19 protein-coding genes and 1 pseudogene are annotated in these 23,606 nt (G+C 71.3%); 12 read left to right on the forward strand and 8 right to left on the reverse strand.

Annotated elements, in window-relative coordinates:
- Window positions 1-60: 60 nt before the first annotated feature.
- The 3 genes from IE278_RS17460 to IE278_RS17470 all read right to left on the reverse strand — a co-directional run bounded on the left by IE278_RS17460 (window position 61) and on the right by IE278_RS17470 (window position 2,485).
- Window positions 61-684 (reverse strand): hypothetical protein, encoded by a 624-nt coding sequence (locus IE278_RS17460; RefSeq protein ID WP_246570362.1) that lies wholly within the window; start codon window positions 682-684, stop codon window positions 61-63.
- A 38-nt stretch (window positions 685-722) separates the two neighbouring features.
- On the reverse strand, window positions 723-1,298 hold the full coding sequence (locus tag IE278_RS17465; protein ID WP_189773280.1) for a SigE family RNA polymerase sigma factor: 576 nt from the start codon (window positions 1,296-1,298) through the stop codon (window positions 723-725).
- 257 nt (window positions 1,299-1,555) lie between these two features.
- Entirely contained in the window at window positions 1,556-2,485 is a 930-nt protein-coding gene (locus IE278_RS17470) for an HhH-GPD family protein (RefSeq protein WP_246570363.1), read from the reverse strand.
- A gap of 195 nt (window positions 2,486-2,680) precedes the next feature.
- Here IE278_RS17470 and IE278_RS17475 point away from each other — a divergent pair, with 195 nt between their 5' ends.
- Window positions 2,681-3,520: a hypothetical protein gene (locus tag IE278_RS17475; RefSeq protein WP_189773282.1), complete on the forward strand. Its 840-nt coding sequence runs from the start codon at window positions 2,681-2,683 to the stop codon at window positions 3,518-3,520.
- Window positions 3,521-3,829: 309 nt separating this feature from the next.
- Here the strand turns inward: IE278_RS17475 and disA are convergent, their stop codons facing one another.
- Both disA and radA read right to left on the reverse strand, forming a co-directional pair.
- Entirely contained in the window at window positions 3,830-4,954 is a 1,125-nt protein-coding gene (gene disA / locus IE278_RS17480; RefSeq protein ID WP_107022362.1) for a DNA integrity scanning diadenylate cyclase DisA, read from the reverse strand.
- Window positions 4,955-5,025: 71 nt separating this feature from the next.
- Window positions 5,026-6,435: a DNA repair protein RadA gene (gene radA, locus IE278_RS17485; protein ID WP_189773284.1), complete on the reverse strand. Its 1,410-nt coding sequence runs from the start codon at window positions 6,433-6,435 to the stop codon at window positions 5,026-5,028.
- A gap of 276 nt (window positions 6,436-6,711) precedes the next feature.
- Here radA and IE278_RS17490 point away from each other — a divergent pair, with 276 nt between their 5' ends.
- The gene (locus IE278_RS17490; RefSeq protein ID WP_220451679.1) at window positions 6,712-8,715 is read left to right on the forward strand and encodes a BACON domain-containing protein; all 2,004 of its coding nucleotides are present in this window, start codon (window positions 6,712-6,714) and stop codon (window positions 8,713-8,715) included.
- 96 nt (window positions 8,716-8,811) lie between these two features.
- Here IE278_RS17490 and IE278_RS17495 read toward each other — a convergent pair whose 3' ends face one another.
- Window positions 8,812-9,744, reverse strand: a complete 933-nt coding sequence (locus IE278_RS17495; protein WP_189773287.1) for a DUF3109 family protein — start codon at window positions 9,742-9,744, stop codon at window positions 8,812-8,814.
- A 71-nt stretch (window positions 9,745-9,815) separates the two neighbouring features.
- Between IE278_RS17495 and IE278_RS17500 the strand changes: the two genes are divergently transcribed.
- From IE278_RS17500 to ilvD, 4 genes are all read left to right on the forward strand, one after another.
- The gene (locus IE278_RS17500) at window positions 9,816-10,748 is read left to right on the forward strand and encodes a Ppx/GppA family phosphatase (protein ID WP_189773289.1); all 933 of its coding nucleotides are present in this window, start codon (window positions 9,816-9,818) and stop codon (window positions 10,746-10,748) included.
- Window positions 10,749-11,180: 432 nt separating this feature from the next.
- The gene (locus IE278_RS17505) at window positions 11,181-12,005 is read left to right on the forward strand and encodes a sugar phosphate isomerase/epimerase family protein (protein WP_189773291.1); all 825 of its coding nucleotides are present in this window, start codon (window positions 11,181-11,183) and stop codon (window positions 12,003-12,005) included.
- The gene (locus tag IE278_RS17510; protein WP_189773293.1) at window positions 12,002-12,616 is read left to right on the forward strand and encodes a TetR/AcrR family transcriptional regulator; all 615 of its coding nucleotides are present in this window, start codon (window positions 12,002-12,004) and stop codon (window positions 12,614-12,616) included. The genes IE278_RS17505 and IE278_RS17510 overlap by 4 nt, the downstream gene beginning before the upstream one ends.
- Window positions 12,617-12,843: 227 nt before the next feature.
- Window positions 12,844-14,697: a dihydroxy-acid dehydratase gene (gene ilvD / locus IE278_RS17515; protein ID WP_189773295.1), complete on the forward strand. Its 1,854-nt coding sequence runs from the start codon at window positions 12,844-12,846 to the stop codon at window positions 14,695-14,697.
- 181 nt (window positions 14,698-14,878) lie between these two features.
- On the opposite strand, the gene IE278_RS17520 is transcribed toward ilvD, so the two are convergent.
- Entirely contained in the window at window positions 14,879-17,137 is a 2,259-nt protein-coding gene (locus IE278_RS17520) for a serine/threonine-protein kinase (protein ID WP_189773297.1), read from the reverse strand.
- Window positions 17,138-17,304: 167 nt separating this feature from the next.
- On the opposite strand from IE278_RS17520, the gene IE278_RS17525 reads away from it, so the two are divergent.
- The 6 genes and pseudogenes from IE278_RS17525 to proC all read left to right on the forward strand — a co-directional run bounded on the left by IE278_RS17525 (window position 17,305) and on the right by proC (window position 21,790).
- Entirely contained in the window at window positions 17,305-17,703 is a 399-nt protein-coding gene (locus tag IE278_RS17525; protein WP_189773299.1) for an SH3 domain-containing protein, read from the forward strand.
- 27 nt (window positions 17,704-17,730) lie between these two features.
- Window positions 17,731-18,207: an EamA/RhaT family transporter gene (locus tag IE278_RS17530; protein ID WP_189773301.1), complete on the forward strand. Its 477-nt coding sequence runs from the start codon at window positions 17,731-17,733 to the stop codon at window positions 18,205-18,207.
- Between the two features lie 249 nt (window positions 18,208-18,456).
- Window positions 18,457-19,240 (forward strand): annotated as a pseudogene (locus IE278_RS17535) (class I SAM-dependent methyltransferase).
- A 32-nt stretch (window positions 19,241-19,272) separates the two neighbouring features.
- The gene (locus tag IE278_RS17540) at window positions 19,273-20,097 is read left to right on the forward strand and encodes an ABC transporter ATP-binding protein (protein WP_189773303.1); all 825 of its coding nucleotides are present in this window, start codon (window positions 19,273-19,275) and stop codon (window positions 20,095-20,097) included.
- Window positions 20,094-20,888 (forward strand): ABC transporter permease, encoded by a 795-nt coding sequence (locus IE278_RS17545; protein ID WP_189773305.1) that lies wholly within the window; start codon window positions 20,094-20,096, stop codon window positions 20,886-20,888. Before IE278_RS17540 ends, IE278_RS17545 begins: the two co-directional genes overlap by 4 nt.
- Before the next feature lie 92 nt (window positions 20,889-20,980).
- Window positions 20,981-21,790 (forward strand): pyrroline-5-carboxylate reductase, encoded by an 810-nt coding sequence (proC, locus tag IE278_RS17550; RefSeq protein WP_189773307.1) that lies wholly within the window; start codon window positions 20,981-20,983, stop codon window positions 21,788-21,790.
- 116 nt (window positions 21,791-21,906) lie between these two features.
- On the opposite strand, the gene trpS is transcribed toward proC, so the two are convergent.
- Window positions 21,907-22,905 carry a tryptophan--tRNA ligase gene (trpS, locus tag IE278_RS17555; protein ID WP_189773309.1) on the reverse strand — a complete coding sequence of 333 codons (999 nt, stop codon included), beginning with the start codon at window positions 22,903-22,905 and terminating at the stop codon, window positions 21,907-21,909.
- Window positions 22,906-23,606: the final 701 nt, after the last annotated feature.

Here is a 23,606-nt window from a genome sequence, read left to right on the forward strand (position 1 = left end):
TCGGTCGATTGCGGGCTACGGCACTGCTGATCTCGACGGCGCCACGGGTCTGCGACGGCGCTACTGATCGGTGGGGGCCGCCGACTCGCCGCCCACCACCTTGCTGTAGTCGTTGTGCGTCCTGGCCTGCTCGGTGAAGCGGGTCGCCCGCCAGTGGTACGTGATCACTTCCTCGCCGGACGGATACGTCACCGAGTCGTCCTTCTCGTACACCTGTTGTGTGATCACCAGATCGCCCCGGTCGATCTCCGCGTACACGGGCGGCTCCTCGGCGCGGAAGACGTTCTTGTACTCGTCGCCCTCCTCGCGGTACACGTACGAGCCGACGCCGACCGCGTCCCCGCAGGTCATCACGTTGATCACGACGTCGGCCGCGGTACCGCCGGTGAGGTTGCCGTACGACACGTCGACCGGGTACTCGTCGCCGACGCACGGTTTCAGGTCGCGCTTGACCGCCGTGCTGACCCCGGGGTCGGCCCTGACCAGACGTACCGCGTCCACCCGGTCGGGCGTCGGCGAGGCAGAGGCCGACGCCGCTGCCGATACGGAGGGGTCCGCGTCCCGGGCGCTCCCGGCAGCCGAGTCGGAGAGGGCGGGGCCCTCGTCGCGGGCGCCGGTGCCGCCCGTACCGCAGGCGGACACGGAAAGGCCGAGGGCGGCGAACACGGCCGCTGCCGTGATCACCGCCTTTCGGACCCCACGGGTCCGCGGAGCCTCTGGGTCTAGGCCGCGCAACGCTCCCGCTCCTCACGCTCCGGCACACCTGCGCCGAGCCCGCCGTTCCCGTTGTTGTCGCTGTCCTCGTCACGGGCCCGGCGCTCCAGCTCCTCGCGGAGCCGGGCGAGTGCCCGGTGCAGTGTGCTCTTGACCGTGCCGGCCGACATGCCGAGGGCGGCGGCCGTCTCCTCCGTGGACATCTGCTCCCAGTGTCGCAGCACGACGACGCTGCGCTGCTTGGGAGCCAGCACCTTCATGATGTCCATCAGGAGCGCGCGGTCCGCGTGCTGCTCGGTGGAGTCGTCCACGCTCGCGTCCGGCAGCTGCTCGGTGGGGACCTCCTCCAGCTTGCGGGCCCGCCACCACTCCGTACGCGTGTTGATCATGACGCGGCGCAGATAGGCGTCGGCGAGGCGCTTGTCCGCTATGCCGTCCCAGCGTCCGTACGTCCGTACCAGCGCGGTCTGCAGGAGGTCCTGGGCGTCGACCGGGTCGGGGACCAGACGGCGTGCGCTGCGCAGCAACGCGTCCTGCCGAGTGCGTACGTACTCCTCGAACTCAAGCACCTCGCCGTGCGCCATTCCAACCGCCTCCGTCCCCGTACCGGCCTGGGTGCTGCCGGCTGTCCGTTGCCTGCCGTACCGCTGGTCCGCGGTACGGCACTGAAGTTACGGAGCTGTTGTCACGGGGTTGTCCGAGCGAGCATGCGACAAGCGCTCGGCTGTCCATAGGTTGTGTAACGGAAGTAGGGCCTGGGTAAAACGAGGTGCCGACTGGGGCGGGTACGGGGCGTTTTGCCCGCCGCGGGCCTGTCACCGGGCTCGGTGACGGCTGTGGGTCAGCTCTGCGGGAGCCGGTACAGACCGCCGGCGAGCGGTTCGACGAGTCCGTCGGCGACCAGTCCGTCCAGCGCGCGGGCCCGTTGCACCGGTTCCTCCCAGACACGGTCGAGGACCGGCTGGGGGACGGGGTCGACCGCCTCGCGCAGTACGGCGAGCAGCTGGCCGCGCACCTGCCGGTCCGTACCCGCGTACGTCTGGCCGCGCCGCGGCGGTCCGTCGTGCGCGGGCTTCCCGGCCAGCCGCCACGTGCACAGGGCGGCGATCGGGCACCGTACGCACGTCTCGTTCTTCGCCGTGCAGACGAGCGCGCCGAGTTCCATGGACGCGGCGGCCCAGAGCGCGGCCGTGCGCTCGTCGTCGGGCAGGAGCGTGCGGGCGAGCTTCCGCTCGGCGGCGGTCGTGGCGTTCGGCGGGTACTGGACGCCGGTGACCGCGCGCGCGAACACCCGCCGCACGTTCGTGTCGAGGACGGCGTGCCGTTGCCCGTACGCGAACGAGGCCACCGCCGCCGCCGTGTACTCGCCGATGCCGGGCAGCGCGAGCAGCTGCGCGTGCTCCGTGGGTACGTCGCCGCCGTGCCGCTCCGTTATGGCGACCGCGGCGCCGTGCAGGCGCAGGGCGCGGCGGGGGTAGCCGAGGCGGCCCCAGGCGCGGACGGCCTCGCCCGGGGTGTCCTCGGCGAGATCGGCGGGGCGCGGCCAGCGGGCCATCCACTGCTCGTAGACCGGGAGCACGCGGCTCACCGGGGTCTGCTGCAGCATGAACTCGCTGACCATCACCCCCCACGGGCCCGCGTCGGGCCGCCGCCAGGGGAGGTCGCGGGCGTTCTCCTCGAACCAGTCGATGACGGGGGCGTGCAGGTCGTCGCCGATGGTCTCGGCTGTGCCGGCCTGGGCGTGGGGGGAGGGTTTCGTGGGCGCAGTCATGGCACGGCCGATTCTTTCATGCGGGGGTGCGTGTGCGGGTGCGGGTGGCCGGGGTGCGTCGTGTGGTGTCCGCGCCCCCGAAACGCCCCTGAAGGTGCTCCCTGACGGCCCTCCGAGCTGATGATCGGAAAAAGTTGGGGCCGTTGACGGCGGGTGGGGCCAGTGAACTCCCCGATCTCTCGTACAGTTTGCGCCGTGGGATCTCTGCGCAATCCGGTCGGGCCGCTTCCCTCCTCCATCTACTGGCGACGGAGGGCCATTCTGGCGTCCATGTTCGCCGTGATGGCCTTGTTGGTCACCTGGGTGGTGACCTCCGACGGCGGAGGCGGCGGCAGGAACGACGCCGACGGGGACAACGGCAAGAACCCCACCGCGTCGATCACGCCCGGCCCCTCGGACTCGGAGTCCGCGATCAGCCAAGCGCCGGGCGGGCGCGACGAGTCGAGCGACGGCGGCTCCGAAGGGTCGGGGGGCTCCGGGGGTTCGGGAGGCTCCGGGGGCTCCGGCGGTTCCGCGGGAGCGGGCGGGGCCGGTTCGGGTTCCGGCTCCGGCTCGGGTTCCGGTGGGGGCGGCGCAGACGACGGCGAGGGTGGCGGTGGGTCGGGCGACACGGTTCCGGCCGGGTCCAGCCTTCCCAACTGCACGCCCGGGTCGGTGAAGTTGACGCTGCGCAGCGTCCACAACTCGTACACGCCCGACGAGAAGCCCACGTTCGAACTGATCGCGAAGAACTCCTCGGGCAGTGACTGCAAGCTCGATCTCGGTCCGAAGAGCGCGGTCCTGACGATCACTCAGGCGAAGAGCGACGACGAGATCTGGTCCTCGGCGGACTGCCCGACGGGTGCGGCGAGCGTTCTGTTCCGCATCCCGGCGAACGATCAGGTCATCCGCACGGTCGAGTGGAACCGCAAGGCGAGTGCGCCGCAGTGCGCGACTCCGCCGGCGCTGTCGGCGACGCCGGGCACGTACTTGGTCGAAGCGAAGCCGGCGGGGCTGCCCAAGTCCCAGACGTCCTTCGTCCTGAAGAAGGACTGACCACCCGCCTCGCGAAGACGACGCACGACGTCCGTTCTGCGCCACGGGCGCGGGCCCGCCGGGGGCACCCAAAAGATCGCGCAGTTCCCCGCGCCCCCAAGAAGCCCGCCCACACGCCGACCTGGTGCTTTCAGGGGCGCGGGGAACTGCGCGAACGGCCCGCACCGGGGCGCACCCGACGAACGGGTCAGACTGCCGCCCCGTTGCTTTTAGGGGCGCGGGGAACTGCGCGAACGGCCCGCACCGGGGCGCACCCGAACCCCACGATCGAGCCCGCCCCCCGGAGGGCCCCGCCAAACCGCCGGACGGCTACACGTAGCGTTCGAGGATCGACGACTCCGCCAGCCGCGAGAGCCCCTCCCGCACGCTGCGCGCCCGCGCCTCCCCGACCCCGTCCACGGTCTGCAGGTCGTCCACACTCGCCGCGAGCAGCTTCTGCAACCCGCCGAAGTGCTCGACCAGCCGGTCGATGATCGCGCCCGGCAGCCGCGGCACCTTGGCCAGGAGCCGGAACCCGCGCGGCGACACCGCGGAGTCGAGCGCCTCGGGCGACCCGGTATACCCCAACGCCCGCGCCACGGTGGGCATTTCGAGCAGCTCCGCATGGCTGAGCGCGTTCAGCTCGAACAGCGCCTCGTCCACCGTGCGGGACCGCTTGGCCGTCGGCTCGGGCACATAGTCCCGCACGACGAGCTCCCGCTCGGGCTCGACCCCGGCGATCAACTCGTCCAGCTGCAGGGACAGCAGCCGCCCGTCCGTACCCAGCTCCACCACGTACTCGGCGATCTCCGTGGCGATCCGGCGCACCATCTCCAGCCGCTGCGCCACCGCGGACACGTCCCGGACGGTGACCAGGTCCTCGATCTCCAGCGCGGACAACGTGCCCGCGACCTCGTCGAGCCGGAGCTTGTACCGCTCCAGCGTGGCCAGCGCCTGGTTGGCACGGGAGAGGATCGCGGCCGAGTCCTCCAGGACCCGCCGCTGCCCGTCCACGTACAGCGCGATCAGGCGCATGGACTGGGAGACGGAGACGACGGGGAAGCCGACCTGCTTGCTCACCCGGTCCGCCGTGCGGTGCCGCGTACCCGTCTCCTCGGTGGGGATCGTCGGGTCGGGCACCAGCTGCACACCGGCCCGCAGGATCTTGGTGATGTCCTTGTCCAGCACGATGCCGCCGTCGAGCTTGCACAGCTCGCGCAGCCGCGTCGCCGTGAACTCGACGTCCAGCACGAATCCGCCGCTGCACATGGCCTCGACGGTCTTGTCCCAGCCGAGCACGATGAGCCCGCCGGTGTTGCCGCGGAGGATTCGCTCCAGGCCGTCACGCAGCCCTGTGCCGGGTGCCACAGCGCTGAGAGCCGTGCGCATCAGGCCATCGGTGCCGGAACTCCCGCCGGACTTGCCGGGAACTGCTGCCCGGTCGTTGGCTGCCACTGCACTCCTCCGGTCGCAGGCTTTTTGAGGGCGCCCTCGGTTCGTACGGACGGGCGAGACCTGGGCAAAGTCTACCGGCGGTCTTCCTCGTCCCGTGGGGCGTCTCGCCGACGCGACCTCGGGAGGACCCGGAGAGCGTCCCCCATGTCGGCGACTTCCAGGACCTTCATACCGGGAGGGATCTTGCCCGGGTCGCTCGGAACGAGGGCGTGGGTGAAGCCCAGACGGTGGGCCTCGGCGAGTCTGCGCTGGACGCCCGTGACCCGTCTGACCTCGCCCGCGAGCCCCACTTCACCGATCGCGACGAGGTTCTGCGGGAGCGGGGTGTCGCTCGCCGCGCTGGCCAGCGCGAGCGCGATCGCGAGGTCCGCGGCGGGCTCGGACAGCTTCACGCCGCCGACCGTCGCGGTGTAGATGTCCCGCTTCCCGAGGGCGCTGATCCGGCCGCGCTGCTCCAGGACGGCGAGCATCATCTGGACCCGGGAGGTCTCAAGCCCGGAGGTCGTACGCCGCGGGGTGGGGATCTGGGTGTCCACGGTGAGCGCCTGCACCTCGGCCACCAGCGGGCGGCGGCCTTCGAGGGTGACGGTCAGACAGGTGCCGGGGACGGGCTCGGCCCGGCGGGTGAGGAACAGCCCGGAGGGGTCGGTGAGCCCGGTGATCCCCTCGTCGTGCAGTTCGAAGCAGCCGACCTCGTCCGTGGTGCCGTACCGGTTCTTGACGCCTCGTACGAGGCGCAGGCGCGCGTGCCGGTCGCCCTCGAAGCTCAGCACGACGTCCACCAGGTGTTCCAGGAGACGCGGTCCCGCGATGGCGCCGTCCTTGGTGACATGGCCGACCAGGAGGGTGGCCATGCCGCGCTCCTTGGAGGCGCGGATCAGGGCCCCGGCCACCTCGCGGACCTGGGACATGCCGCCGGGGGCGCCGTCGATCTCCGGAGAGGCCACGGTCTGTACGGAGTCGACGATGAGCAGCGACGGCTTCACCGCGTCCAGATGGCCGAGGACCGCCGACAGGTCGGTCTCCGCCGCCAGGAAGAGGTTGTCGTCGATCGCCTTGATGCGGTCGGCGCGCAGCCGGACCTGGCTCGCCGACTCCTCACCCGTGATGTAGAGCGTGCGGTGCTCGTCGCTAGCCGCCTTGGCCGCCACGTCCAGCAGCAGCGTGGACTTGCCGACGCCCGGTTCGCCCGCCACGAGCACCACCGCGCCCGGTACGAGGCCGCCGCCGAGCACGCGGTCCAACTCGGGCACACCGGTCGAGCGGGCGGTCGCCTGCCGGCCGTCGACCTGACCGATGGGCAGCGCGTTCGTGGTGACGCGGCCGGGGGCCGTCGTACGCACCGCGGGCGCGCCGTACTCCTCGACCGTGCCCCAGGCCTGGCACTCGGAGCAGCGGCCGAGCCACTTGGCCGTCTGCCAGCCGCACTCGGTGCAGCGGTAGGACGGCCGGTCCTTCGCGGTCTTCGTACGGGCAGCCATGACACGAACCGTAACCGCCGCCACTGACAGAGCGGTGACGGCCCGTTCGCCGACCGATGCCGATAACGGGGCGTTCCTCGCGAACCGGCCACGGTGCGACGGTGATCCGGCAGGGGCACGACAGAGATGCGACAGGAGCGTGACCGAGAAACGCAGGGACACGACACGCGATACAGGGCCCCTGCCCTCTTATGAGGGATCGTTTCACCCGTATGGATTAAATGTGCTCAAGCGGGGAGAAGGGGCCGCCACAAGGCACCTACGGTCGCACGGGTGATGAGCAGCAGTCCCGAGACCTCGACCCGCACCACCGGCGCACACCGGGCGCACCGCGAGGCGCGCGACCGGGCAGCGGCGCGCACGGTGGCGCAGTGCCCGCCGACCCGTTACGAGCCCTACCTGGACGGCTTGTTCACCTACTGCCTGTCCGTGCTGTGCGACCACGACACGGCGACCGCCGCCCTCGGGGACGTCCTCGCACTCGCCGAGCGCCGCGGTCATCGCGGCCGGGAGACGCCCGACGACCGCAGGGCCTGGCTGTACGCGCTGGCCCGCTGGTCCTGCCTGCGCAAGCTCGCCGAGGCCAGGCAGCGGCCCCACGGCGCCCACGCCGCCGGCCGCTCCGGCGCCGGCCCGGCTGCCCCGGACGGCCCTCGTCCCGAAGCCCGGGCCGAGGGTGCCCCCGCCGCCGCCCGTGCCGCCGCTTCCGCGGGACCGGGGCGTACCAGGGGGCGGGCCGGTGCGCACGTCGATGACCATGCCGGAGACCGTGCCGGAGACCGGACCGGCGGGCGCGTCGGCGGCCGTACCGCCGGTGGCCGTGCCGGCGACCGAGGCGGTGCGGGCGTCCACGAGCACGTCGGTGGGCGGGACGGCGAGCGGGCCGCCGACCTCCTCGACGACGCCGAGAAGGACCGTCGCCGTCGCGAACTCGCCCTGCTCGCCTGGCCGGAGGCGGCCGGTACGACGCCCGAGCAGCGCGAGGCGCTCGAACTCGCCGTACGCCACCAGCTCGCCGCGCACGAGGTCGCCGCCGTCCTCGGCACCGACCCGGTGGCCGCCCGGGAACTCCTCGCGGCGGGCGCCTGCGAGGTCGAGCGCACGCGCGCGGCCCTGGCCGTCGTCGAGACCGGTACCTGTCCGGGCGTGACCCGGCTCACCGGCGACCACCACCTCGTCCTCAGCACGGCCCTGCGCCGCGAACTGGTCCGGCACGTCGACGACTGCCCGCGCTGCCGCCGGACCGCCGAGCGCGCGGGCCCCGGCTCCTGGCCCGGCACCAGCGTCACGCCCGCCGCGCTGCCTGTACTCGAAGCCCCGCGCGCGGCCCTCCACCTGGCGATGACGCGTCTGCCGCGCGCGCGGGGCGCCGGTCCGCGCTTCGACCGGCGCGGCTTCCCGATGGACCCCAAGGACCACGCGGCCCGTCGTGACCGGCTGCGCGCGCGTGCCGTCACGACCACGGTCGTCGCCACCGTCGTGGCGGCCCCGGTACTCGCCCTGTGGGCGGCCTATCGAGGGGCGCCCCTCATCGGTGAGGGCGCCGACGGCCGACCGGTCACCGCGAACGAGGCGCAGGGCCCCGACGAACTCGGCGGCGGGGCGGCCGGCTACGAGAACGCGGGCAACGCCCATACGCGGCCCGGCTCCCGCTTCACCCCGCGCAGCGGCTCGTCCGACGTCTCCGTAGAGGTCGTCAGTGTGGCGCCGGGGCAGCGGAGCGGGCTCTCCGTGGCGGCCGGTTCCAGCGGTGACACGACACTGATCACCCTCACGGCGACCGGCGATTCAGCGGTCCGCTGGTCGGCGCGGACCGGGGCGTCCTGGCTCTATCTGAGCCAGTCGTCGGGGACGCTGGAACCGGGGGAGTCGCTGACGATCAAGGTGTACGTCGATCCGCTGCGGGAGCCGATCGGGGCGTGGAGCGCGCGGGTGTCGGTGGGGCCGGCGGGGGCGGTGGTCACCATCGGCGGGTACGGGACCGCGGGGCCCTCGCAGCCGGGGCCCCGGCCGGATCCGCCCGCGCCGAGTGGGCCCGGGCCGTCGGATCCCGGGCCTGGACCCGGACCCGGTCCGGGGCCGTCGGATCCTGAGCCGTCGCCGTCCGAGCCGACGCCGTCCGATCCCGGGCCGTCGGATCCCGGGTCGGAGCCGACGCCCAGCGGGCCGGAGCCGTCCGATCCGGAGCCGGAGCCTCCGCCGGGTTCCCCCGGAGGGTCTGCGCCGGGGGGCGGCGGCACCGGTGACGGCAGCGGTGAGCCGCGCCCGTCGGGGAGTTGACCGCTTCCGCGGGTGGTTTTCTGGGCGGCGCGGGTCCGCTGTGGCCGGCCGCGCAGTTCCCCGCGCCCCTTCGGGGGTGCGGCCTTGCCGTGGGCTCTAGTTGAGGGTGTGGGGTGGGTCCGCCGGGTGGGGGGCCAGCAGGGGGAGCTGGGAAGCCAGGCGTTCCTCGCAGAGTTCCACCAGGCGGTCGTAGCCCGACTTGCCCATCAGTTCGATCAGTTCCGGGCGGTACGAGACGTAGACCGGGTCGCCCGCGCCGTGGGCGGACGTCGCCGACGTGCACCACCAGTGCAGGTCGTGCCCGCCGGGACCCCACCCGCGGCGGTCGTACTCGCCGATCGAGACCTGCAGCACCCGCGTGTCGTCGGGCCGGTCGATCCACTCGTACGTCCGCCGGACCGGCAGTTGCCAGCAGACGTCCGGCTTGGTCTCCAGGGGCTCCCGGCCTTCCTTGACGGCCAGGATGTGCAGCGAGCAGCCCATGCCGCCGGCGAAACCGGGGCGGTTCTGGAAGATGCAGGACCCCTCGTACGGGCGCGTCTGCCGGTCGCCGTCCTCGTCCTGCGAGACCCAGCCGGTCGCGGTCCCCACGTCGTGGTGCTGCCAGATGTCCGGCGTGAGCCTCGCCACGTGACCGGCCACGCGCTTCTCGTCGTCCTCGTCCGAGAAGTGGGCGCCCAGCGTGCAGCATCCGTCGTCCGCGCGGCCCGCCTGGATCCCCTGGCAGCCGCTTCCGAAGATGCAGTTCCAGCGAGAGGTCAGCCAGGTCAGATCGCAGCGGAAGATCTGCTCGTCGTCGGCCGGATCCGGGAACTCCACCCACGCGCGCGCGAAGTCGAGCCCCTTCTCGTCGCCCTTGGGAGGCTTGGGAAGCTTCCCCGCCTTCCCGGCCTTCTCCACCCTCTCCGCCTTCTCCGACTTCACTGTCCTCTTGGACCCGGACGTGTTCACCCGAAGCGGATCCTCCGCGGACCCCGTGGCGGAACCCTCGTCCGATTTGTCGCTCTTCGCCTTTTTCGTCTTTGGCACCAGTCCAGAGTAAGTCGCTGACGAGCACTCTGGGGACGGCCGAGCGGCCCGGGCGCAGTAGCGTGCCGTACATGAGACTCGGTGTCCTGGACGTGGGTTCGAACACGGTGCACCTGCTGGTGGTGGATGCACACCCCGGCGCGCGCCCGCTGCCCGCGCATTCGCACAAGGCGGAGCTACGGCTCGCCCAACTCCTCGACGACAGCGGCGCGATCGACGCCCAGGGTGTCGACAAACTGATCGCCGTCGTCCAGGAGGCGTTGCAGGCCGCCGAGGACAAGGGCGTCGAGGACCTGCTGCCGTTCGCGACCTCCGCGGTGCGTGAGGCCAGTAACGCCGACGAGGTACTGGCCCGGGTGCGCGAGGAGACCGGGGTGGAACTCCAGGTCCTCACCGGCGCCGAGGAGGCACGGCTGACCTTCCTCGCCGCGCGCCGCTGGTTCGGCTGGTCGGCCGGGAAACTGCTCGTCCTCGACATCGGCGGCGGTTCGCTGGAGATCGCGTACGGGATAGACGAGGAGCCCGACGCGACGGCCTCGCTGCCGTTGGGCGCGGGCCGGCTGACCGCGGGCTGGCTGCCGACCGATCCGGCGGACCCGGCGGACATAAAGGCCCTGCGCCGCCATGTGCGGGCGCAGATCGCCCGTACGGTCGGGGAGTTCAGCCGTTTCGGCGCGCCCGACCACGTGGTCGCCACGTCCAAAACCTTCAAGCAGCTCGCCCGCCTCGCGGGTGCCGCCCGCTCGGTCGACGGCCTGTACGTCCAGCGCGAGCTCAAGCGCCGGTCCCTGGAGGACTGGGTCCCGCGCCTGGCCTCCATGACGACCGCCGAACGCGCGGAACTCCCCGGCGTCTCCGAGGGCCGCGCCAACCAGCTCCTCGCCGGCGCGGTGGTGGCCGAGGGCGCGATGGACCTGTTCGGAGTGGAAACGGTGGAGATCTGCCCCTGGGCCCTCCGAGAGGGAGTAATCCTCCGAACCCTGGACCAAATGCCCCCGACCTAACCCCCGCCCCTAAGGGGCGCGGGGAACGGCGCGAGCACCCCCGACTCACGACCACCCACCGTACGAGGCCACCCCGACTCCCTAAGGGGCGCGGGGAACGGCGCGGGCACCCCTGACTCACGATCACCCGCCGCACGGGGCCGCCCCCGACTCCCTAGGGGGCGCGGGGAACGGCGCGGGCACCTCCGACCCACGATCACCCGCCGTACGAGGCCACCCCGACTCCCTAAGGGGCGCGGGGAACGGCGCGGGCACCCCCGACCCACGATCACCCACCGTACGAGGCCACCCCCGACTCCCTAAGGGGCGCGGGGAACGGCGCAACAATCCCCGAACCGGCCACCACCTCACCCCCACCCCCCAAACCGACGGCCCTCGGCCAAACAACCCCACCCCGCCACACCCGACGGACCCACCCCGTAACCTGTCCCCGTGGCAGAACCAGTCGTGCGCATCCCGGATGCGAAGGTCGCCCTGTCCACGGCCTCCGTCTATCCGGAGTCGACAGCGACGGCCTTCGAGATCGCCGCACGCCTCGGCTACGACGGCGTCGAGGTGATGGTGTGGACCGACCCGGTCAGCCAGGACATCGAAGCCCTGCGCCGCCTCAGCGACTACCACCGCATCCCGATCCTCGCCGTACACGCTCCTTGCCTGCTCATCACTCAGCGCGTCTGGTCCACCGACCCGTGGACCAAACTCCAGCGCGCCCGGGCGGCAGCCGAGAAGCTCGGCGCGAGCACGGTGGTCGTACACCCCCCGTTCCGCTGGCAGCGCCAGTACTCCCGTGACTTCGTCACCGGAATCTGGCAGATGGCCAACGAGACGGACGTACGATTCGCCGTCGAAAACATGTACCCCTGGCGCTACCGCGATCGCGAGATGCTCGCCTACGCACCCGACTGGGACGTGACGAAGGACGACTACCGGCACTTCACGATCGATCTGAGCCACACCGCGACGGCCCGCACGGACGCGCTCCAGATGATCGACCGCATGAGCGACCGCCTCGGCCACGTCCACCTCGCCGACGGCAGCGGCTCCATCAAGGACGAGCACCTGGTCCCCGGCCGCGGCACCCAGCCCTGCGCCGAGCTGCTCGAACGGCTCGCCCTGTCCGGCTACGACGGCCACGTCGTCATCGAGGTCAACACCCGCCGGGCCATGTCGAGCGCCGAGCGCGAGGCCGATCTCGCGGAGGCCCTCGCCTTCACCCGCCTCCACCTGGCTTCGGCGGTCCGGGTCCCGCGTACATGACCGCCGCCACCCCGCGCCGCCGGGGACGCCCCTCCCGTACGGACTCGCAGGACACCCCCGCGGCCCGCGACCGCATCCTGGCGGCGGCCCGCGAGGAGTTCGCGGAACGGGGCTTCGAGAAGACCTCCATGCGCGCCATCGCGAAGGCGGCGGACGTGGACGCGGCGCTCGTACATCACTACTTCGGTACGAAGGAGCAGGTTTTCGAGGCGGCCATCGAGGTCGCCATCGGCCCCCTGCTGAGCGCGCCCGGCTCGATCGGCGAGGGCCCCCTCGACGGCGTGGGCGAGCGGCTGGCCCGTTTCTTCTTCGGCGTCTGGGAGAACCCGGCCACCCGCAAGGCCCTGCTCGCGATCGTCCGCTCCGCCGTGAACAACGAGACCGCCGCCGGCGTCTTCCGCCGGCTGATCTCCACCCAGCTGCTGCGCCGCGTAGCCCTCCAGCTGGACCTCCCGGACGCCGAACTACGCGCCGAACTGGCCGCCGCGCAACTCGTGGGCATCGCGATGCTCCGTTACGTGATCAAGGTGGAACCCCTCGCCTCCGCGGCCCCGGAACAGATCATCACCCGGGTCTCCCCAGTGATCCAGTCCCACCTGACAGCTCCCTGAGCTGCCTCCGCTGCCTCCAGGGACGCGGGGAACCGCACGACCACCCACAGCGGCCCCGGACCCGAAGCCCACCCGCCCGCCCGTCGCCCAGCGCTGAGCGCCCCGCACCCCTCGAACCCGAGTCAACCGCCGAGACAGCAATCCCGCATACCGGACACCATGTCCGAACCCTGGATGCCGGGCGTACGCTCGACAGCAGTCAACACTCTCCGAAGGAGCGAGCGGCCATGCCCGAGCTGAGGTCCCGCACAGTCACCCACGGACGCAACATGGCGGGCGCCCGCGCCCTTATGCGCGCCTCCGGTGTACCGGGCGCGGACATCGGCCGAAAGCCGATCATCGCGGTCGCCAACTCCTTCACGGAGTTCGTGCCCGGCCACACCCACCTCCAGCCGGTCGGCCGGATCGTGAGCGAGGCCATCACGGCCGCGGGCGGCATCCCGCGTGAGTTCAACACGATCGCCGTCGACGACGGCATCGCGATGGGCCACGGAGGCATGCTCTACAGCCTCCCCTCCCGCGACCTGATCGCGGACAGCGTGGAGTACATGGTGGAAGCCCACTGCGCCGACGCCCTGATCTGCATCTCGAACTGCGACAAGATCACCCCCGGCATGCTGATGGCGGCCCTGCGCCTGAACATCCCGACGGTCTTCGTCTCCGGCGGCCCCATGGAGTCCGGCCGCGCCACGCTGGTCGACGGCTCGGTCCGCACGCTCGACCTGGTCGACGCGATCTCCGACGCCGTGAACGACAAGATCTCGGACGAGGACATCCTCCGTATCGAGGAGAACGCCTGCCCGACCTGCGGCTCGTGTTCCGGCATGTTCACGGCCAACTCCATGAACTGCCTGACCGAGGCCATCGGCCTCTCCCTCCCCGGCAACGGCTCGGTCCTCGCCACGCACACGGCCCGCAAAGGCCTGTACGAGGACGCGGCGCGCACGGTCATGGACGTCACCCGGCGTTACTACGAGCAGGACGACGAGTCGGTCCTGCCGCGCAACGTCGCCACGATGGCGGCCTTCGAGAACGCCATGGCCCTCGACATCGCCATGGGCGGCTCGACCAACACGATCCTGCACCTGCTGGCCGCCGCCGAGGAGGCGGGCGTCCCGTTCGGCCTGGACGAGATCAACGCGGTCTCGCGCCGCGTGCCGTGCCTCGCCAAGGTCGCCCCGAACGTGGCCAAGGACCGGACGTACTACATGGAGGACGTGCACCGGGCCGGCGGCATCCCCGCCCTGCTCGGCGAACTCCACCGCGCCGGCCTCCTGAACGAGGACGTGCACGCCGTGCACAGCCCGTCCCTGTCGGACTGGCTCAAGACCTGGGACGTCCGCGGCGGCTCGCCCTCCCCGGAGGCCCTGGAGCTGTGGTACGCGGCGCCCGGCGGCGTCCGCTCGTCCACGGCCTTCTCCCAGTCCGAGCGCTGGGCGGCCCTCGACGAGGACGCGGAGGGCGGCTGCATCCGCTCGGCGGAACACGCGTACTCCAAGGACGGCGGCCTCGCGGTCCTCAAGGGCAACCTCGCCGTCGACGGCTGTGTCGTGAAGACGGCGGGCGTGGACGAGTCGATCTGGACCTTCGAGGGCCCGGCGGTCGTCTGCGAGTCGCAGGAGGAGGCCGTCGACAAGATCCTCAAGAAGGAGATCACGCACGGCGACGTCGTCGTCATCCGCTACGAGGGCCCCAAGGGCGGCCCCGGCATGCAGGAGATGCTGTACCCGACGTCGTTCCTCAAGGGCCGCGGTCTCGGCAAGACCTGCGCCCTGGTCACCGACGGACGCTTCTCCGGCGGCACCTCGGGCCTGTCCATCGGTCACGCGTCGCCCGAGGCGGCGTCGGGCGGCACGATCGCCCTCGTCCGGGACGGCGACCGCATCCGCATCGACATCCCGAACCGCAGCATCGAGCTCCTGGTCTCCGACGAGGAACTGGCCGAGCGCCGCGAGGCACTGAACGGCGTGTACGCCCCGGTCGCCCGCGAGCGCAAGGTCTCGGCCGCCCTGCGCGCGTACGCCGCGATGGCGACCAGCGCGGACAGGGGCGCCGTCCGGGACGTCTCGATGCTCGGCTAGTCCGCCGCCGCAGCGGCCGTCCCGGGGCTCGCCCTGACTGGCTCGCCGCCGCCTCTCGGCACACCGAACCCGCCCGGTTCTCCGCACCGGGCGGGTTCGCCGTTTCACCGGGACGTGTCAGCAGTCACCGGAGACCAGGGACATGGGACCCGGGACCAGTCACCCAGTCACCAGTCATCGGTCACCAGTCGGCGGGCTTGCGGGCGTCCACGGCGAAGACGCTGCCGTCGGGCGCGCTCGCGTAGACCCGGTCGCCCACGACCATGGGTGCGAGCACCTCGGCCACGACCCGTTCGCCGTCGTCGCCGAGCCGAGGAGGCGTCTGGCCCACGAGCTTCCCGGTACGGACATCGGCCGCGAGCAGCCGGCCGTCAGGGGCGCTGACGTACACGTTCCGGTCGTCGGCGGTCGGCGCCGACGCTCTGCTGACCGAGGTCTCACGATGCCAGCGCTGCTTGCCGGCCTCGATGTCGACGGCCACCAGCGCACCACCCGCGGCCAGTAAATAGACCGCGTCGCCGTGCAGGGCGGCCGAGGCGGACGGAAGCGGGAGGTCGAGCGCAATCCGCTGCTCCTTCTCGCCGCCCGATGTGCCGCCGGATGCGCTGCCCGACGCACCGCCCGGCGTGTATCCGACGATGCTCCGCGTCTCCTGGGACGCGTTCTCGGCGGTGAGCCAGAGAGTGCCCTTTCGCGTGCCGACCGGAGTGAGCAGCCCGTCGAGGCGGTGTCGCCAGCGCACGTCCCCGGTCCGTGGATCGACCGCGATCACCTGCGTGCCCGTACCGTCGGACGTCAGCGTCGTCGCGTACGCGAGGTCGCCGCCGAAGTACGCGAAGGCGGGCTGGGCCCCGTCGGCGACGCGCCCGCTCCAGAGCCGCTTCCCGGTCTTCCCGTCGACGCCGGTGACCGTGCCGTCGCCCGAGGTCAGCAGAACGGTGTCGCCCGCGTACTGCGCACCGCCCCCGTACACCGAGGTGTTCAGCTTCCAGCGGGTCCTGCCCGTGGCGGGGTCGAGTGCGACCAGTTGCCCGCCGGCCGCGGTGACCGCGTGCACGAGACCCCCGGACAGGACGGGCGCGGAGACCGAACTGTCCTCCCCGGTCTCCGCCGAGCGCGTCCACCGCACCTTTCCGTCCCGCGGACCGAGGGCGCCGGCGAGCACACCGGGACCGGCACAGAGCAGGGCTCCACCGCCGTACGTGCACTTGGCCATGCCCTCCCGGCCCGTGCCCACCTTCGTGACCCACGGCCGGAACGCCTCGGCGCCGGACGCGCGCCCGGCCCCGGCGCGAACTCCGGAGCCCCCGTCACGGTCGTCGCCCGGCAACCCGGCCAGCAGCGCACCGCCGACCGCGAGCACGGCCACGACACCGATCGCGGCGGCGAGAAGTCCCCGACGGCGTCCGCTGCCGCTGTCGCTGCCGCCGTTGTCGTCGGGGGCCGCGGGCGTACGCGGCTTGCCGCGCACGTGAGTCGTACGGTCACGGGAGTCGACCACGACGTCCCCCGGTTCGGCCGCCGACTTCGCCGCACCCGCCCCCGCACCCGCGTCCGCCTCCGTTGCCTCCGCCGTGCGCTGCGCCGGGATGAACGCCTGCGTGTCGTAGAGGGACGAGACATGCCGCAGCTCGGTCATGAGCTGGTCGGGCGTCGGCCGTTCGTCGGGTTCCTTGGCGAGGCAGCGGGCGATCAGCGGAGCCAGGTCGTCGGGGACGTCCGTCAGGTCCGGTTCGTCATGGACGACCTGGTAGGCCACGACATAAGGGCTGTCGGAGTCGAAGGGCCCGCGCCCGGTCGCCGCGTGCACCAGCACGGACCCGAGCGCGAAGATGTCGGCGGCCGGTCCCACCTCGCGCGGGCGGCGGAACTGCTCGGGGGCCATGAAGGGCGGAGTGCCGATCAACTTGCCGGTCTCCGTGCGCAGTTCGCTGTCCGACGGCCGTGAGATACCGAAGTCGATGACCTTGGGGCCGTCCTCGGCGAGGAGAACGTTGCTCGGCTTGAGGTCGCGGTGCACCACACCGGCACGATGGATGTCGCGCAACGCCTCGGCGAGCCCGGCCATCACCTGACGCAACTGGGCCGACGACAGCGAACCGTTCCGCTTCACATGCTCCGCGAGGGTCGGCCCCGGTATGAACAGGGTGGCCATCCAGGGCCGGTCCGCCTCAGGGTCGGCGTCCACGACCGGCGCGGTGAACGCGCCGCTGACCCGCCGCGCGGCCGCCACCTCCTGCTTGAAACGCCCTCTGAACTCCGGGTCCCTGGCGAACTCGACGTTGATGACCTTCACCGCGAGCCGCAGCCCCGACGCCGAGCGGGCCAGATGGACCACGCCCATGCCGCCCGAGCCGAGGCGTGACTCAAGGCGGTACTGCCCTGCGTACTCGGGAAGTTCCGCTTCGGCATCCGATCCGGCGATGCGTCTTGGCGGCATCGTCCACCCCCGTGAATTGCGTACGCACGCGCGACGCACGGAGCCTAGTCGATGGTTCGTACGAGACCCACGCGGCTTGCTAGCCTCCGCGTGCACAAAACAAAGACAGCGTTTCGAGACACCACATTCGAGACACCGCGTGCACCACATCCAACGGGGAGACACACATGGCTGTTGAAGAAGTGAGAGAAACCGAAGCGACCGAAGCGACCGAGGGAGCCGAGGGAACCGTGGAGACGGGGACCACGGCGGAGAGCGCGGAGATCGTGGAGGCGAGTGCGGAGGCGAGCGCTCAGGCGGCCGCGGCGGTCGCGGCACAGACGCTCTACTCGATCGCACCCGGCTACACCCTGAACGTCCGCAGCGGCCCCGGCACCCAGTACCGCCTGATCCGCACCCTGGCGCCGGGCTCCAAGGTCCCGATCTTCTGCCAGCGCCCGGGGGAGACGATCAGCGGTCCCTACGGGACGACGAAGATCTGGGACAACATCGAGGTCGGGGAGTACGTCTCCGACGCGTACGTGCGCACCGGAAGCGACGGGTACGTGGCATCGCGCTGCGCCTGACGCCGTCGCCGAGGCGATAATCGAGTCGTGAGCGACAAACCAGGCACGACTTCCGCCGGTCTTACCGGTCCCGCAGGCCGCGCAGGTTCTGCGGGACCCCGCCCCGAACCGATCCGTTTCTTCGGGACGACCTGGGTGGACCACGACGGCGGCTACGCGGTCCGCCGCGCGGCCGTGACCATCGGCTCGCTCGTCGCGATCGCGGTCAGCTGCCTGGTCCTGCGTTTCGCGTACGAGGGACTGGAGATCGCGGCTGTGGGCGGCTTCGTCACCGGACTGGTCGTGGTGATGTTCGCCGTCTGCAGCGCGCTCGCATTCCGCCACACGTGGGCGGGCTACACGAAACGCCCGGCTCCGGACAGCCAGTCCGCACTGCGGGGCCTGCTGACCATCGGCTTCGTCGGCACCCTCACCGCGTACTTCTTCCGCTCGCTGACGGAGGCCCCGGGCGAAAGCCTCCACCGCCAGGAACACGAAACGACACCCCACCGCAAACGCAACTAGACCCGCCATCACCTGCGGGCCCGGTCGGGAGCACCCGGGCAGTTCCCCGCACCCCCAAAAAAACGGGCTACACCCCGCTTCCGAGGCGCACGAGGAACGCACCGGAGGCGCGGGAAACGACGCGACCAGCCCCGCCTGTTTGGGGGGCGCGGGGAACTGCGCGAACGGCCCGCACCCGGCGACAGGGCTAGAGCACAGCCCCGCCCGCAAGGGGGCGCGGGGAACGGCGCGGACGGCCACGATGAACCCATGACCGCCGAAACCCCCTCCCGCCCCACCTACGCCCACTCCTTCAACCGCGCGGCAGCCCAGTACGCCGCCAACCGCCCCTCCTATCCCCCCACCCTCTTCGACACCATCGAACGAGCCGCCGCCCGCCCGCTCAAGGGCGCCCGCATCGCGGACGTGGGCGCCGGTACGGGCATAGCCACCGCGCTCCTCCTGGCCCGCGGCGCCGAGGTGATCGCGGTCGAACCCGGCGACGGAGGCGTCCCAGTTCCGCCGCTCCCTCCCCGACACCCCCATCGTCCGGGGCGACGGCGACTCGCTGCCCCTGGCCACCGACTCCGTCGACTTCCTCACCTACGCCCAGTCCTGGCACTGGACGGACCCGTCCCGCTCGCTCCCCGAAGCCATGCGCGTCCTGCGCCCTTCCGGCGCCCTGGCCCTCTGGTGGAACAACCCCGCCCTCGACGTCCCCTGGCAGGCGGAGCAGAACCGGCGCGTGGAGGAGTTCATCGGCGGTGACGTCGCCGAGAAGCGCGGCTCGGGCCGCCGGGCCCATACGGAGGACGTCTTCGCCCGCGCCCCGTACATGCCCGCCTGCACCCGCCACGAAATCCGCTGGAGCCGAACCGTCCCCCTGGACACCCACCTCGCCAACATCAGCAGTTACTCCGTCTTCCTGGTCCTCGGAGAAGACGCGACGGCCGCCTTCTTCGCCGAAGAGCGCGCACACCTCCTGAAGACCTTCCCGGACGGCCAGGTGGAGGAGAGCTACAAGATCATCCTGATCGTCGCCCAGGCTGCTTGACGGGGTCTCCGCCCAGGCGCATTATTCATCACATGATGAATAATGCGTCCGGCACCCCTGCCCCCACGCCACCACCCTCCGACCACCCCGCGGTCCACGCCGCCGGCCTCACCGTCGTCCGAGGCCCTCGCCAAGTCCTGCGCGGACTCGACTTCGACGTCCCCCGCGGCCGGATCACCGGTCTGCTGGGCCCCTCGGGTTGCGGCAAATCCACCCTGATGAGGTCGATCGCCGGCACCCAGGCCAAGGTCACCGGCACCCTGGACGTCCTCGGCCTCCCCGCGGGCCACGCCGCCCTCCGCTCCCGCATCGGTTACGTCACCCAAGCCCCCTCCGTCTACGACGACCTGTCGGTCCGCCAGAACCTGGACTACTTCGCCGCGATCCTCGACCCCGGTCGCGCCGCCGCCGACCGCCGCCACGAGAACGTCGAGCACGCCATCTCCGACGTCGACCTCGCCTCCCACGCCGACGCCCTCGCGGGCAACCTCTCCGGCGGCCAGCGCAGCCGCGTCTCCCTCGCCGTGGCCCTCCTCGGCACCCCGGAACTCCTCGTCCTCGACGAACCCACGGTCGGCCTCGACCCCGTACTCCGCCGCGACCTGTGGCAGCTCTTCCACACCATCGCCGCCGACCGGGGCACCACCCTCCTCGTCTCCTCCCACGTCATGGACGAGGCCGAACGCTGCCACCGCCTGCTCCTGATGCGCGCGGGCGAGATCCTCGCCGCCGACACCCCGGACGCCCTGCGCACCCGGACCGGCACCGACACCGTCGAGGCGGCCTTCCTCCACCTGGTCGACGAAGCGATCGCGGCCGCCGCCGACAACCAGTCCCGCAAGGAGTCCGTCCGATGACCACGACCGCCACCCCACGCACGAGCCCGACCGCGCTCCCCGAGCCGCGCGCGATCAACCTCGCCCGTACCACCGCCACCGCGACCCGCGTCCTGCGCCAGCTCCGCCACGACCCGCGCACGATCGCGCTGATGATCCTCATCCCGTGCCTGATGCTTCTGCTGCTCCGCTACGTCTTCGACGGCAGCCCGCGCACCTTCGACTCCATCGGCGCCTCACTGCTCGGCATCTTCCCCCTCATCACGATGTTCCTGGTGACCTCCATCGCCACTCTCCGCGAACGCACCTCCGGCACCCTGGAACGCCTCCTCGCCATGCCCCTCGGCAAGGGCGACCTCATCGCCGGCTACGCCCTCGCCTTCGGGGCGATCGCCCTCATACAGTCGGTCCTCGCCACCGCCCTCGCCGTCTGGGCCCTCGGTCTCGACGTCACCGGCTCGGCCTGGCTGCTCCTCCTCGTCGCCCTCCTCGACGCCCTGCTCGGCACCGCCCTCGGCCTCTTCGTCTCGGCGTTCGCGTCCTCCGAGTTCCAGGCCGTCCAATTCATGCCGGCCGTGATCTTCCCCCAGCTCCTCCTCTGCGGCCTGTTCACCCCGAGGCCCGACATGCACCCCGTACTCGAAGGCATCTCCAACGTCCTCCCCATGTCGTACGCCGTCGACGGCATGAACGAAGTCCTCAAGCACACCGACGTCACCGCCGCCTTCGTCCGCGACGCCCTGATCGTCGCGGCCTGCGCCCTGCTCGTACTGACACTCGGCGCGGCAACCCTCCGCCGCCGCACGGCCTGACCGCGTCCCGCCCAGCGGACAGCGCGGCCCGTACCCATGCCCCCGGTGCGAGGATGGGCCCCGGACGACGCACCCCCGGAGGGCAACCGAACATGACCCAGAAAGTCGCAGTGCTCGGCACCGGCAAGATCGGCGAGGCCCTGCTCAGCGGAATGATCCGAGCCGGCTGGGCCCCCGCCGACCTCCTGGTCACGGCCCGCCGCCCCGAGCGCGCCCAGGAACTCCGGGAGCGCCACGGCGTCACCCCGGTCAGCAACCAGGAGGCCGCCAAGACGGCGGACACGCTGATCCTCACGGTCAAGCCCCAGGACATGGGCACCCTCCTCGACGAACTCGCCCCGCACGTCCCCGCCGACCGCCTGGTCATCAGCGGCGCGGCGGGCATCCCCACCTCCTTCTTCGAGGAGCGCCTGGCCCAGGGCACCCCCGTCGTCCGTGTCATGACGAACACCCCCGCCCTCGTCGACGAGGCCATGTCCGTCATCTCCGCCGGCAGCCACGCCACCGCCGATCACCTCGCGCACGCCGAGGAGATCTTCGGCGCCGTCGGCAAGACGCTCCGCGTCCCCGAGTCCCAGCAGGACGCCTGCACCGCCCTCTCCGGCTCGGGTCCGGCGTACTTCTTCTACCTGGTCGAGGCCATGACCGACGCCGGCATCCTGCTCGGCCTGCCCCGCGACAAGGCCCACGACCTCATCGTCCAGTCCGCGATCGGCGCCGCCGTGATGCTCCGCGACAGCGGCGAGCACCCCGTGAAGCTCCGCGAGAACGTCACGTCCCCCGCGGGCACCACGATCAACGCCATCCGCGAACTCGAGAACCACGGTGTACGGGCCGCCCTCATCGCGGCTCTCGAAGCAGCCCGCGACCGCAGCCGCGCACTGGCCTCCGGCAACAGCTAGAACCCGACGGTGCGGGAGCGGCCCCCCTCCGCTCCTCACCGCTCAAGGTCGCCGCCGCCGTCGCCGTCCCGCGCCGTGACCGTGACCGTGACCGTGTCCGTCCCCGTCACCGAGCTTCAACCTGCCGGCAGCAACCCGATCGCCCGGTACGCCGCGTCCACCCTCGGCCGCGCCATCTCCCTGGCCTTCTCCGCACCCTCGCGCAACACCCCTTCCACGTAAGCAGGATCGGCGCACAACTCCTTGTGCCTCTGCTGTACGGGCCTGAGGAACTCCACCACGGCCTCGGCGGTGTCTTTCTTCAAGGATCCGTACGTCTCATATACACCGGCCAGGTCGTTCGGGTTCCCACCTTCACAGGCAGCGAGGATCTCCAGCAGGTTCGAGACGCCGGGCCGGGCCTCCCGGTCGTGAACGACCTCGCTCCCGCTGTCCGTCACGGCCCGCATGATCTTCTTCCGCACGGCCTCGGGCTCGTCGAGCAGATAGACGACCCCGGGCCCCACGTCGTCGGACTTCCCCATCTTCGACGTCGGGTCCTGCAAGTTCATGACCCGGGCCGCCACCTCCGGATGCGTGGTCCGCGGCACCACGAACGTCCGCCCGTACCGCTGGTTGAACCGCACCGCGACATCCCGCGTCAGCTCCACGTGCTGGGTCTGGTCGTCCCCCACCGGCACCTCGTCGGTCCCGTACGCCAGGATGTCCGCGGCCATCAGCACGGGATAGGTGAGCAGCGACAGCCGCACACTCCCGCCCCGCGCCCGCTCGGCCGCCGCCTTCTCCTTGTACTGGATCATCCGGCGCATCTCGCCGTCCGTGGCCACGCACTCCAGCAGATACGACAGCCGCGCGTGCTCATCCACATGACTCTGTACGAAGACGGTGCACAGCTGGGGATCGAGCCCCGTGGCCAGCAACAGGGTGGCCGCCTGCCGACTCAGCCTGCGTACGCGTCCGGGATCGTGGTCCACGGTCAGCGCGTGCAGGTCGACGACGCAGAACAACGCGTCGGCCTCGTGCTGGTCGACCGCGCTCCAGCGCCGCATCGCCCCCAGGTAGTTGCCCAACGTCAGATGCCCGGTCGGCTTGATCCCGCTGAAGACCCGCTTCATCCCTCTACCTCCTGGTCGAGGCCGCCACCACCGCCGGCCGGCGCTCCAGGAAGGAGATACAAAAACGGCCGCCGAGGGGGCGGCCGTTGAGTACACGCGTATGTACGGCCGCCGTCAGGCGGCCCACCACAGCTGGGTGCACGCGTGCGTAGTCATGGGACCGAGCGTACGCCTCAGGGGTGGTCCCCGTACCCGAGTTGACACGCCCCTGCCCGCTACGTAGTGTTCTCCGAGTTGTCCGACGTGAGCGCCGACTTCGGTTGGTCCCCGGACAGCCATTCCGCAACAAGCACACAGCGATCGACGATCCGTCGTCGGTTCGCTTTCATGCGTGTTTGCGAAATGAGGAATCCGCGTTCGAGAGGGCGTAACCCCGATTAGCTCGGGGGCCAGGATTCCGCTAAAGTCTCACTCGTCGGAACGGCCCAACAGCCGGGACGACAACCCCCACTTCGACTGGGAATCGGGCCTGAAAGGGTCTGATAGAGTCGGACTCGCCGGAAAGGGAAACGCGAAAGCGAAAACCTGGAAAGCACCGAGGAAATCGGAACCGGAAACGGTCTGATAGAGTCGGAAACGCAAGACAGCAGGACCGAAGGGAAGCGCCCGGAGGAAAGCCCGAGAGGGTGAGTACAAAGAAAGCGTCCGTTCCTTGAGAACTCAACAGCGTGCCAAAAATCAACGCCAGATATGTTGATACC

Origin of the sequence: Streptomyces tauricus, assembly GCF_014650955.1 — a bacterium.
Classification (GTDB): domain Bacteria; phylum Actinomycetota; class Actinomycetes; order Streptomycetales; family Streptomycetaceae; genus Streptomyces; species Streptomyces tauricus.